General features: G+C 68.7%; 12 protein-coding genes. 3 read left to right on the forward strand and 9 right to left on the reverse strand.

All coding sequences use genetic code 11. The features are described from left to right. Positions 1–63: 63 nt before the first annotated feature. The 3 genes from PWF70_RS14740 to PWF70_RS14750 form a co-directional block, all read right to left on the reverse strand. Positions 64–498, reverse strand: a complete 435-nt coding sequence (locus PWF70_RS14740) for a hypothetical protein (protein WP_006360033.1) — start codon at positions 496–498, stop codon at positions 64–66. Between the two features lie 143 nt (positions 499–641). After that, positions 642–1,328: a response regulator gene (locus tag PWF70_RS14745; RefSeq protein WP_035754074.1), complete on the reverse strand. Its 687-nt coding sequence runs from the start codon at positions 1,326–1,328 to the stop codon at positions 642–644. Then, entirely contained in the window at positions 1,325–2,890 is a 1,566-nt protein-coding gene (locus tag PWF70_RS14750) for a sensor histidine kinase (protein WP_075862602.1), read from the reverse strand. Before PWF70_RS14750 ends, PWF70_RS14745 begins: the two co-directional genes overlap by 4 nt. 179 nt (positions 2,891–3,069) lie before the next feature. Between PWF70_RS14750 and PWF70_RS14755 the strand changes: the two genes are divergently transcribed. Continuing rightward, the gene (locus tag PWF70_RS14755; protein WP_035754072.1) at positions 3,070–4,464 is read left to right on the forward strand and encodes a cation:dicarboxylate symporter family transporter; all 1,395 of its coding nucleotides are present in this window, start codon (positions 3,070–3,072) and stop codon (positions 4,462–4,464) included. 77 nt (positions 4,465–4,541) lie between these two features. Here PWF70_RS14755 and PWF70_RS14760 read toward each other — a convergent pair whose 3' ends face one another. From PWF70_RS14760 to PWF70_RS14770, 3 genes are all read right to left on the reverse strand, one after another. Then, positions 4,542–5,036 (reverse strand): DUF5130 domain-containing protein, encoded by a 495-nt coding sequence (locus PWF70_RS14760; protein ID WP_006360037.1) that lies wholly within the window; start codon positions 5,034–5,036, stop codon positions 4,542–4,544. Beyond that, on the reverse strand, positions 5,023–5,271 hold the full coding sequence (gene ctaJ / locus PWF70_RS14765) for an aa3-type cytochrome oxidase subunit CtaJ (protein ID WP_005198911.1): 249 nt from the start codon (positions 5,269–5,271) through the stop codon (positions 5,023–5,025). The genes PWF70_RS14760 and ctaJ overlap by 14 nt, the downstream gene beginning before the upstream one ends. A gap of 164 nt (positions 5,272–5,435) precedes the next feature. Beyond that, complete coding sequence (locus PWF70_RS14770) at positions 5,436–6,035, reverse strand: HNH endonuclease (protein WP_035754071.1); 600 nt, start codon at positions 6,033–6,035, stop codon at positions 5,436–5,438. Between the two features lie 150 nt (positions 6,036–6,185). On the opposite strand from PWF70_RS14770, the gene PWF70_RS14775 reads away from it, so the two are divergent. Both PWF70_RS14775 and PWF70_RS14780 read left to right on the forward strand, forming a co-directional pair. Next, entirely contained in the window at positions 6,186–6,614 is a 429-nt protein-coding gene (locus PWF70_RS14775) for a globin (RefSeq protein ID WP_006360039.1), read from the forward strand. Positions 6,615–6,714: 100 nt separating this feature from the next. Further along, a complete protein-coding gene (locus PWF70_RS14780) occupies positions 6,715–8,613 on the forward strand; it encodes a glycoside hydrolase family 13 protein (protein ID WP_075862601.1) in 1,899 nt (632 codons plus the stop codon). Here PWF70_RS14780 and PWF70_RS14785 read toward each other — a convergent pair. The 3 genes from PWF70_RS14785 to PWF70_RS14795 form a co-directional block, all read right to left on the reverse strand. Next, entirely contained in the window at positions 8,610–9,296 is a 687-nt protein-coding gene (locus tag PWF70_RS14785) for a DUF8010 domain-containing protein (RefSeq protein ID WP_035754070.1), read from the reverse strand. The genes PWF70_RS14780 and PWF70_RS14785 overlap by 4 nt on opposite strands. Beyond that, positions 9,296–9,766, reverse strand: a complete 471-nt coding sequence (locus PWF70_RS14790) for an acyl-CoA thioesterase (RefSeq protein ID WP_035754069.1) — start codon at positions 9,764–9,766, stop codon at positions 9,296–9,298. Before PWF70_RS14790 ends, PWF70_RS14785 begins: the two co-directional genes overlap by 1 nt. 112 nt (positions 9,767–9,878) lie before the next feature. Beyond that, positions 9,879–12,161 (reverse strand): molybdopterin-dependent oxidoreductase, encoded by a 2,283-nt coding sequence (locus tag PWF70_RS14795; protein ID WP_035754068.1) that lies wholly within the window; start codon positions 12,159–12,161, stop codon positions 9,879–9,881. Between the last annotated feature and the right edge of the window lie 76 nt (positions 12,162–12,237).

Consider the following 12,237-nt stretch of genomic DNA (forward strand, 5'->3'; position numbering starts at 1 on the left):
AGCGCGCGAGAAGTCGCTCGTTGAGCCGGCGGGCAATGGGAGGCAGATCGAGGCGTGTGGACATCAGGGTTCCCGTCTCTGGTTTTCGAACAGGACATCTGACAGGGTTCCGCCACCCTCGACAGTGCTCGTCACCTTTTCCCAGACGTCCCCGGCACGGACCTTGAGAACATCTGTGGCGAGCAGAATCACCGGGTGCGAGTCGGCATCGAGAACCTCGGTCCGTGAATGGCGGGCCCGCCGGAGGGTCCGGCAAGCGAGGACGTCACCGACGACTTCGTTCGCTTCGTTCGTTTCGGCGCTGGTCGCGGGATGGAACTGGACATCCCATTCGGCGAGGAGGTCGCCCGGCACATCGCGCGAATCCTGCTCTTGGATTCCGCTCACGATGGTCTGAGGCCTCGATGAGTGACCCGGTCGGGCGCGGTGATAGTCGCGTATGTGCCCGAAGAGGCGGCTGCGCGGAAGCGAGTCGAGAATTCGAGTGGTGGTGATCATGGCATTCGCCTGACTCGGTCGCCGTCTGGATGCGGCCGAAGTGACCGGGGCCGCCAACGGTGATTCCCTCGGCGTGCAGCCCGATGAGTTTCAGTCTACGCCGTCTGTCCAGTACCAGCGCCATCTCCGCGTACCGATGGCGGTCACCGACGGGCCCGCCTCCACCGATACCGCACCTGTGGCCGTCCCGCCGAACCGTACTGGGTGTCGCGGTCGAGGACGCCGTCGTCGGCGAGTCGTTCCAGGTAGCGCCATGCGGTGACCCGCGAAGATCCCAGTGCGCGAGCGACTTCCGACGCGGTGAGCCCGTCGGCGCTGTCCCGCACGGCCCGGCACACCGCATCCTCGGTCTGCGGTGCGGAACCCTTCTTCGCCGACCGCCGGAAGTCGCCGGAACGCAACTCGGCCAGTGCTCGGTCGACGTCGCGCTGACTGACCGCCTCCGCCTCGCCGGTCAACGCCTCCCGGTACCGCAGGTACTGCTCGATCTTCTCGCGGAAGGCCGCGAACGTGAACGGTTTGAGCAAGTAGAGCAGCACCCCGCGCGACATCGCGTCGCGCACGGTCGGCAGGTCGCGTTGCGCGGTGATGGCGATGACGTCAGGGGCCGGGCGCACCCCGGAGAGCGCGGAGGCGAGGTCGGTGCCGCGGGCGTCGGGCAGACCGAGGTCGAGCAGCACCAGGTCGACGCCGTGTGCCCGCGCGGCGCGTAACGCCTCCTGCGCGGTGGTGACCGCGCCCACGATCTCGAATCCGCCGATGCGCGCGAGGTAGTCGCGGTGCGCCTCGGCGATCACCGGTTCGTCCTCGACGATCAGTACGCGGATCATCGGGTCTCCCCCGCCTCTGACGACACCGCCCGGATGCGCACAGTGACCACCGAACCGTAGGTGTTCTGGGCGATCAACGACCCGTGGTGCCGGGAGACCACTTGCGCGACGAGGGCCAGACCCAGTCCGCGTCCGGCGTCGTCGCCACCGAATTTGGTGGAGTAACCGCGCGCAGTCGCGCGGCCGAACAGTTCGTCGTCCATCCCTGGTCCGCTGTCGGCGACGACGATCTCGAGCGCCTCGTGGTCCCCGACGACCCCGACCTCCACCCACGGGTCGCCCGGATCGCAGGCATCGAGGGCGTTGTCGACGAGGTTCCCCACGACGGTGATCAGCTCGCGCGGTGACAGGATCTGGGTGGCGTCGTCACTCAACTGCGAATCCTCGGTGAGCGAGAATGCGATTCCCCGTTCGGCCGCCTGCGCACTCTTACCCAGGAGCAACGCGACCAGCGCCGGTTCGGCGACCGCCTGGGTCATCCGGTCGATGAGGTGTTGGGACAGTTCGAGTTCGGTGGTCGCCAGTCGGACCGCCTCTTCCGACCGCCCCATCTCGACCAGTGCGACCAGGGTGTGGAGCCGGTTCGCCGACTCGTGCGCCTGGGAGCGGAGCGCCTCGGCGAATCGGGTCATCGAATCCAACTCTCCCATCGCCTCGGCCAGTTCGGTCCGGTCGCGGATCGTGACGACCGACGAGCCGCGTCGTCCGGACACCGGCGACCGACTGACCAGCAACACCCGTCCGCCCTCGGCGTGCAACTCGTCGGACACCCCGTCGCCGCGGGTCAGGAAGTCCGGCAGATCGCCTGCGGGCGTGTCTGTTCCGATGCCGAGCAGACGTTGCGCCTCGGCATTGACCAGCGCCGGCCGGCCGGCCTCGACGACGATCAGTCCCTCGCGGATCGCGCGCAGCACCGCGTCGTGGTGGTCGTACATCAGTCGCAGGTCGCCCGGGGCCAGTCCGCCGGTCTGCCGCAACAGCCGTCGCCGGATCCACCAGACCCCGGCGGCCGCGGTCAACAGGGCCGCGACGGCGGTGACGGCGATCCGAGGGAGCTCCCCGCGCCAGGCCGACGTCAAGGACCGCTGGGTGATACCGGCTGCCACCATGCCGATGATCCGGCCGTCGGGTCGCCGGACCGGCGTGATCGTCCGGATGGACGGACCGAGGGTGCCCGTGTAGGTCTCGGTGATCGTCTCGCCACGGAGGGCCGCATCGATGCTGCCGATGTAGGGCGCCCCGATCAGGTACGGGTCGGTGTGGGTATAGCGCGTCCGGTCGGGACCCAGCACGGTGATGAAGGCGATGCCCGTCTCCCGCCGGATCCGGTCGGTGACCGGCTGAAGAATCGCGCTCGGGTCCGGCGAGGTGAGTGCGGACACCGTCGAGGGCGCCTGCGCGAGGCTGACCGCCACCGCGGTGACCTCGTCGCGGGCGGCCCGGTCCCCGTCGACCCGGGCGTCGATCGCCGCGAGCACACTGCCCGCCACGACCACCACCGCCACGACGGCCAGCGCGAGCGCCGCCACCTGGCCGGCCAGCGTCCGCGGATACCACCGCATGCTCGGCCCCTCATCTGTCTGTCGAGCTTCGTCTTCCGACGTTCGGGTTCGGCAAAGCCCCATATCGGGTTATTCCCCCGGCATCGGTGAACGTAATGAACAGAATCGTGACGGTCATCACCACGTCGGTTCACAATCCTAACCACCCATGTTCCCGGTACACGAGGAGAGAACCGCCGATGAACGCAGATCCCAAGGCCGGTGACGAGGCGGTCGAGGCCCCACGGGCCAAGCGCGACCGCACGCACTGGCTGTACATCGCGGTCATCATCGCGGTGGTCGCCGGCGTGGTCGTCGGTCTCGTGGCACCCGAGGTCGGCAAGCAACTCGGTGTCCTGGGCACCATGTTCGTCAGCCTCATCAAGATGATGATCGCCCCGGTCATCTTCTGCACGATCGTGCTGGGCATCGGATCGGTCCGCAAGGCCGCGACGGTCGGCAAGGTCGGCGGTCTCGCGTTCGTCTACTTCCTCATCATGTCGACGGTCGCGCTGGCAATCGGTCTGGTCGTCGGCAACCTCATCCAGCCCGGCGAGGGGCTGAACATCTCGTCGATGTCGGGTAAGGGTGAGGAACTCGCGAAGGAGGCCCACGAGTCGGGCGGAACCATCGACTTCATCCAGGGGATCATCCCGGAGTCGATGCTCTCGGCCCTCACCGACGGCAGTGTGCTGCAGGCGTTGTTCGTCGCACTCCTGGTCGGCTTCGCGATCCAGGCGATGGGACGCACCGGCGAGCCGATCCTGACCGCGGTCTCCTACTTCCAGAAGCTGGTCTTCAAGGTCCTGACCATGGTCCTGTGGGTCGCGCCGATCGGCGCGTTCGGCGCCATCGCGAACGTCGTCGGCCAGACCGGTTGGGCTGCCGTGCAACAGCTTCTGACCCTGATGCTCGCCTTCTACCTCACCTGCCTGGTCTTCGTGTTCGGTGTGCTCGGGGTCCTGCTCCGAACGATCGCCGGGGTCTCGATATTCCAGCTCGTGCGGTATCTGGCCCGCGAGTACCTGCTGATCTTCGCGACGTCGTCGTCGGAGTCGGCCCTGCCGCGGCTCATCGCCAAGATGGAACACCTCGGCGTCGAGAAGACGACCGTCGGTGTCGTGGTGCCGACCGGGTACTCGTTCAACCTCGACGGCACCGCCATCTACCTGACGATGGCGTCGATCTTCATCGCCGATGCGATGGGCGACCCGCTCTCGGTCGGCGAGCAGATCGGTCTGCTCGCGTTCATGATCATCGCGTCGAAGGGCGCCGCCGGCGTCAGCGGCGCCGGACTGGCGACCCTCGCCGCCGGTCTCCAGGCGCACCGGCCGGACATGCTCGAGGGTGTGGGCGTGATCGTCGGTATCGACCGGTTCATGTCCGAGGCGCGTGCGGTCACCAACTTCTCCGGCAATGCGGTGGCGACGCTGCTGGTCGGTTCCTGGACCAAGACGGTGGACAAGCACCAGGTCGACGAGGTGCTGGCGGGTCGCATTCCGTTCGACGAGTCCAACATGGTCGACGACGAGCTCGAGTCGGCCGGGACCGGGGCACACGAGAAGGTGCTCGAGGGCTCTGCCCCGCGGTCCTGAGCAGAAACGGCCGGCCGCGAACACGAAAGAGGCCGCCCCACCGACAGGTGGGGCGGCCTTCTTCGTGGTCTGCGGGACTAGCCCGCGGCGGCAGCGGTCGCCATCACGCGCAGCGACGCGATGAGGCCGTCGATCAGGTTGCCCTGACGGAAGCCGGTGACCGCGGCGGTCACACCGAGTGCGGCGACACGGTCGTTGACACGACTCGACACCTCGCTGCCGGAGACGATGACGACGTCGCGCGTGTTCGGCGACACCGCGATCAGGGTGCCGTGGGCAGGCTCGGGAGCCTTCGCCAGGACGGCACGGGCGCTCGCGTCGAGGTCACCGTCGAGATCGCCGATGTAGACCGAGAAACGCACGAGAGCCTTCTCGCTCGCGGCCTTCAGGGTGTCGTCGAGAGCGATCAGATCCTTCTTGCTGAAGGGCGGCGTCGTCGGGGCGTCACCAGGGTAGCGGGCCGCCGAGATGCGTCCGCTGTTGGTGATCACGGTGCCCAGCGGAAGTTCGGCGGCCGAGCGGGCCGCGACCTCTGCACTCACGTTCGCGTGCGAAACCTCACCACTTGCCACTTGCCGAGCTCCCATCAACGTCGCCGGGTTCCGCGTGCCGCGGAAGTGCCATCGGTTCGATGTCGGTGGCACTGAAGAGAAGCGGAGCATGCTCCCATTGCTGATCGAGGGTGTACTCCTTGACCTCCGGGTACTTGACCCCGCCGGAGAACACCATCGCGACAACGCAGAGCACGACAAAGAGCACCGTCACGATCGTGACTGGCACTCCGATGGGGACGATCAGGCTGTCCATGTCACCCTTTCGATGGTCGCGCCGGACCAGGCCGGTTGTCGGCACAGGTCATCGTTGATCAATCTAGCCCACATCACACCGACCGGTGCAGCGACCCCTACAGCGCGTCGTAGACGGTCGCCGAGCGGCCTTCCGAAGGACATTTCGCGGCGCCTTCCGGCGCCTCACGCGGCGCCCGCGTCGATGTACTGCATCCAGGCCGGATCGATGTCCTTGACGGCGGCGATGAGCCCCCAGTGCCGGCCTTTCGGGGCGACCGGCCGGTTCCGCAGCGTCCAACCCAACTCGGTGATCAGCCGGTCGGCCTTGCGGTGATTGCACGACGCGCAGCAGGCGACGCAGTTCTCCCAGTTGTGGGCCCCGCCCCGGCTGCGCGGCACGACGTGGTCGATGGTGGTGGCGGGCTTGCGGCAGTACCCGCAGCGGAACCGGTCGCGGTGCATCAGCGCCGCCCGGGTCATCGGCACGGACGCGCGGTACGGGACCCGCACGTAGTTCCGCAGCCGGATCACCGTCGGCACCGGCACCGCCGTCGCGGCCGAGTGGAACGCTCCCCCGGACTCGTCGGCGTGGACCATGTCGGCGCGTCCACGCAGGATCAGGACGACGGCGCGGCGGATGGTGACCGCGCTCAGCGGCTCGTAGGTGGCATTGAGCAGCAGCACCCGGCGGCGTGTCCACGACCGCGACCCGGCCGCCGGCGAGGCCGCACCGCCGTGCAGTCTCGTCACCTCGCCCGTCTGGTGGTGTGACCGGTGCGTCATTCGACCTCCCGCCGGCCCTGCTCGAACTGGTTGACCTGCACAAGTTCACCACGGACGCCGACCTCGTGCAGGGAAAACCCGCTGCACGGCACCTCGGCCGGGCCCCGCCGGCGGCACGCGACGTTGAGGCGCCCCTCGGTCGTAGGGACAATGGCGGCTGTGACTGGCGAATCCGGCAACTCCCCAGACCCGGCCCCGCGGAGCTTCTACGAGGAGATCGGCGGCGCGGAGACGTTCCGACGGCTCACCGAGGTCTTCTACACCGAGGTGGCGAAGGACGAGGTGCTCCGCCCGCTGTACCCCGAGGAGGATCTCGGCCCCGCCGAGCGACGGCTGCGGATGTTCCTCGAGCAGTACTGGGGCGGTCCGCGGACCTACTCCGACGAGCGCGGCCATCCGAGACTGCGCATGCGCCACAACCCCTACCGCGTCGGCCCGATCGAGCGCGACGCCTGGCTGCGCTGCATGCACACCGCGATCGCCTCGATCGACGACGAGACCCTGGACCCGCCACACCGCCAGGCACTCGTCGACTACATGGAGATGGCCGCGCAGTCGATGATGAACTCGCCGATCTGAGAGCCGCGCAAACCTTCCGCCTTTCGCCACCCGCAGTTTCGACACGCCCACGACTCGCCGATTGACCAGGATTTCTCGCCGAAAACTCAGGTAGGGCAGAATGACCACGGTGAGCGATGAGACACCAGGTGTTGTCCCCGCCGAGCCATCTGACGGGGGTCAGACCGACGGCGCACACACCGACGTACCGGAGACCACGGGTACCGAGGGCAACGTGAGTGACTTGTCGGGAGACACCCCCGAGATCGAATCCGCGACAACCGATCCGGATGCCCTCGACGACGAGGCCATCGAGGCCGAGGCAGATGCCGAACTCGATCCGGGCGCCGAATACGATCCGGGCGCCGAAACCGCCGCCGCACGAGACGAACCGGCGTCCGTCGTGGTGCCGCAGCTGGACCCGACCGACACCACCTGGTGGAAGTCCGCGGTCTTCTACCAGATCTACCCGCGGTCGTTCTGCGACGCGAACGGCGACGGCGTCGGCGATCTCGCCGGTGTCATCGGCAAGCTCGGATATCTCGAACTGCTGGGCATCGACGCGATCTGGCTCAGCCCGATCATGACCTCCCCGATGGCCGACCACGGTTACGACGTCGCCGATCCGCGCGACATCGACCCGCTCTTCGGCGATCTCGCCACCTTCGACGCCCTCATCGCCGAGGCCCACGCACGCGACATCCGGGTGACGATGGACCTCGTCCCCAATCACACCAGCGATCAGCACGAGTGGTTCCGGGCCGCTCTCGCCGCGGGCCCGGGTAGTCCGGAGCGCGAACGGTACATCTTCCGGGACGGGCGCGGCGAGAACGGCGACGAGCCACCGAACAACTGGCACAGCATCTTCGGCGGACCGTCGTGGACCCGTGTCACCGAGGCCGACGGCAGCCCCGGCCAGTGGTACCTCCACATCTTCGCCGCCGAGCAGCCCGACCTGAACTGGGAGAACCCCGAGGTCTTCGACGATCTCGAGAAGACACTGCGGTTCTGGCTGGATCGCGGCGTCGACGGTTTCCGGATCGACGTCGCGCACGGGATGGCCAAGCCCGCCGACCTGCCCGACATGGACCTGACCAACACCGCGCTGCTCTCCAACGACGACGACGATCCGCGGTTCAACAACTATGCGGTGCACGACATCCACCGCAAGATCCGCAAGGTCCTCGACGAGTACCCGGGCGCCGCGAACGTCGGCGAGATCTGGGTGAACGACAACGAGAGGTTCGCCGAGTACCTGCGCCCCGACGAACTGCATCTGGGTTTCAACTTCCGACTCGCCAAGGCTCCCTTCAAACCCGAGGCGATCCGGGAGGCCATCGAGAACTCTCTCGACGCGGTCCTGTCGGTGTCCGGGACGCCCACGTGGACGCTGTCTAACCATGACGTCGAACGAGAGGTGACGCGGTACGCCCCCGTCGACCCCGCGACCGGTGATCTCGACCTCGCACGCGGGACGCGCCGTGCGCGGGCGATGCTCGTCGTCGAAATGGCCCTGCCTGGTTCGATCTTTCTCTACAACGGTTCCGAACTCGGCCTGCCCAACGTCGACGACCTGCCCGAGGAGGTCCTCCAGGATCCGGTGTGGGAGCGGTCGGGTCACACCGAACGCGGCCGCGACGGATGCCGGGTTCCGCTGCCCTGGCAGGGCACCGAGCCGCCGTTCGGTTTCAGCACGTCGGCCGACACCTGGTTGCCGATGCCGGAGTCGTGGCGATCGCTGACCGCCGAGGCGCAACTCGAGGACGTGGGCTCGATGCTGTCGCTGTACCGGGCGGCCATCGAATTGCGTTACGACCGCCCGGAATTCGCCGGTGACTCGATCGACTGGTACGAAGCACCCGAGGGCTGCCTGGCATTCCGGCGGTCGGAGGGCTTCTTGATCTGCGCGCTGAACGCGGGCGAGGTCCCGGTTCCGCTGCCGCCGGGCGAACTCCTGCTGATCAGCTCGCCGCTGGCCGACGGCATGCTGCCGCCCGACGCCGCCGCCTGGCTGGTCTAGAGAACCGTCACCGACAGATCGCGGTGACGCCGCTGGTACACCGAGCCGTACCGGGCGTCGACCCGAATCCAGGCCGCCGACAAGCGGATCCGGACGGGTTCGGCAGCGTCGATGTCCTCGACCGGTGAGCTCTCGGTGACCGCGCGCCCGTCGCGGTCGCGGATGAAACCCATTCCGGTGAGGGCGAAGAGCGACCGCATGGTGACGGCCGCGCGCAGCGCGCCGTCCTCGGTCGAGACCTCCAGCACGTCCTGGTCGAGCACGCCGGTGGCCGGTCCGTGAGCACTTCCCTCCTCGCGCGCCACGCGGGCACCGTTGCGCGCCAGGCCGACGATGCTGCGCGCGGGCACGTCGTCGACGTGGCGATAACCGGCGGATGCGGGAAGTGCACCGCGCCAGGCAGAGTCGAGGGAGAACCCGGGATCGATCTGTGCGCCTGCGGAAGACGCGGCCAGCGCGGAGTGCAGCGACGCGGCGTCGCAGACGATGTCGGCAGGCGCCACCCGTCCGGAGACCGCGCGGGTCGCGAGCACCTCGAACCCTGTGTGGGTCCAGAGCGCGACGAGTCCGTCGGGACGCGCCACGACGCGCACGACCGCGGCGTCGTCGAGCCGCTGGGCATGGGCGAGAAACGCCGACGCGTTGGAGCGATCGGACTCCGCGATCTGGATGAACCGTTCCATCAGCGCTGCTTCGTCGACGTCTCGTCGCCGCGGCGGAAGGAGTTCAGGTAGTCCTTCTGCTCCGGGGTGAGTCGTGCGATGCGCTGCCCGGCGACGTCGAAGGCGACGAGCTGGGTGCTGGCGACGACCGCCGGTTTCGCCGCGGGATCCGTCCCGGCCGCGCGGACCTCGTACCCGACGGTGAAGTCGACGGCACGCAGCCGCTGGACGTACATGGTGACCTCGATCGGGCCCTCCGAGTGCCGCAGCTGGGCCTGGTATTTCACGTGCAGGTCGGCCACCAGGCAGCCGTCCCGCAGCGGCGCGGTGGGCCGGCCGTCGAGGAACAGCCACGGGATGCGCGCCTCTTCGAGCAGCGTGACCATCCGGGCGTGGTTGATGTGCTGATAGACGTCCATGTCCGACCATCGCACCGGGACCTTCACCACGTAGCCGTCGGCCGTCGCGGTCCCCGAGTCCTCGTTGAGCACGTGCGTTCCATCCCCTGTCGATACGGATCTGCTGGTACGACGCCGGGCGCCGCGGAGTCAACCCTACGCACGACGGGCCCCGGCGCTCCGGACGGGCGACGACCGCACGGGCTCAGGCGGGGCCGACCACGACCCGCAGGCCGTTGAGGACGACTGTCCCCGAGAGCGGGTCGATCCGTGTCCCGTCGTTGAGGATGTTCACGTTGACCCCGGGTTCGGCGGCCGCCACGGAGAGTCGGGTCTCCGCGTCGTCGTGACCCCAGCCGTGCGGCACCGACGCGACGCCCGGCTTGATGTCGGAGGTGATCTCCACGGGGACGGTCAGTGACCCGCCCGCTCCGCGGATCGTCGCGACGCCGTCGATGCCGAGCCGCGCGGCGTCGTCCGGGTGCATCTGCAGGGTGCACCGATTGGTGCCGCCGGTGAGTGCGGGCAGGTTGTGCATCCAGCTGTTGTTGGACCGCAGGTGCCGGCGCCCCACGAGGAGGAGCGACGGATCGCCTGTCGCATGTTCGGCGTGGACCGCGGCGCGCAGCCGGGCGAGGTCCCCGATCAGCGGATCCGGCGCCAACTCGACCTTCCCCGACGCGGTACGGAGCACGCCGGGCAGACGCGGGCACATCGGACCCAGGTCGATGCCGTGCGGGGCTGCCAGGACATCGGCGAACGTGAGGCCCTCCCGCGCACCGAAACCGTCACCGTAGGCGCCGAGACGCAGCATCATGTCCAGGCGGCGCTGATGGCCCGGCGCATCGGGCAGCATCGCCACCAGCGTCTCGACGTCCCGGCCGGCGACAGACGAATGCGGGTCGGTCACCTCCTTGGACAAGGTCGCGGCGATGACCTGCTCGTCGACCAGGCCCGTATCGGCGTCGATGCCCGCCCCGGACAGACCGAGGATCAGGCGACACACGATGTCGATCTCGTCGGGCCGACCGTCGGGAAGCGGCAGCACCCGCGGCGAATAGCGGGCGTTCGCCCGCACGGCGAGGTTGTTGAGGATCGCGTCGAAGTGCGGACTCTGGGACGGACGTGGGGGCGGCAGGATGACATCGGCGTGCCGGGTGGTCTCGTTCAGATACGGGTCGACGCACACGACGACGTCGGCGGCGTCGAGTGCGGCGGCCAGGCGGCCGCCGTTGGGTGCCGACAGGACGGGGTTGCCCGCGACCGTGACCAGTGCCCGCAACTGCCCCTCGCCGGGTGTCTCGAACTCTTCGGCCATCGCGACGGCGGGCAACTCCCCCGCGACCTCCGGATGTCCCGACACCCGGCTGCGCCAGCGGCCGGTCCGGAAACCCCGGCCCGGGCGTGCCGGACGCGGTGCGGGGGCGGTCGGCGCCGTCGGGAACATCACTCCGCCCGGCCGATCGAGGTTGCCGGTGAGGACGTTCACGACGTCGATGAGCCAGCTACCGAGGGTGCCGAACTCGACGACGGTGGTACCCAGACGGCCGTAGACCGCCGCCGACGGTGCCGACGCGATCGCACGGGCGAGCCCGCGGATGTCCTCGGCCGGGACATCGCAGTACGGCGCCACCCGCTCGGGCGTGAGATCACCTATCTCCCTGCGCAATTCGTCGACGCCCTGCACGTGGGTCGCGATACCGCCGAGGTCGTCGGCGACCAGTCCCTCGTCGAACAGGCAGGTGACGATGGCGGCCAGCAACGCGGCATCGGTTCCCGGCCGTGGCGCGAGGTGGGTGTCGGCGAGCCGGGCGGTGCGGGTACGCGCCGGGTCGATGACCGTGAGCCGCCCGCCGCGATGCCGGAGGGCGTTCAGCTTGCCGGGGAAGTTAGCGGCGGTGGCCATGCTCCCGTTGGAGACAACGGGATTCGCGCCGATGATCACCAGGTGATCGGTGCGGTCGAGGTCGGGGACGGCAAAGGTCCCGGCGTGACCGAAGAGGTATCCCGACGCCGCCTGCTTGGGCATCTGGTCGAGGGTGCCGGCGCTGAACACGTTGCGGGTTCCGATCGCACGCGCGAGCAGCGGCGCGTACATGGTGCCCGCGATGGTGTGCGCCGACGGGTTGCCGAGATAGAAACCGACCGACGATCCGCCGTGGGTGTCGATGACCGCGCGCAGACGGGTGACGGCTTCGTCGAGCGCCTCGTCCCAGCCGACCTCGACGAACCGTCCGTCCCGTGTGACCAGTGGACGTTCGAGACGGTCGGGATCGTTGTCGAGCTGAGGGAAGCTCGCCCCCTTCGGACAGATGTAGCCGTGGCTGAACACGTCGTCGGCGTCGCCGCGGGCACCGGTCACGTGTTCACGCAAATGCCCGTCCGCCTCGGCGTGTTCCTCGATCGGGCCGCCGTGGGTGTCGACGACGAGGGACAACCCGCAGGTTGCCTCGCAGAGTGGGCAGATTCGCGGTGCCGTGCGCGTCATGTGCCCAGGCTAGGCCCGGGCATCGGGTCGGCGTGGCCGAAACGGATCAGGGGCCGAAACGGATCAGGGGCCGAAA

This window comes from Gordonia sp. Swx-4, from assembly GCF_030316175.1.
Lineage (GTDB): Bacteria > Actinomycetota > Actinomycetes > Mycobacteriales > Mycobacteriaceae > Gordonia > Gordonia alkanivorans.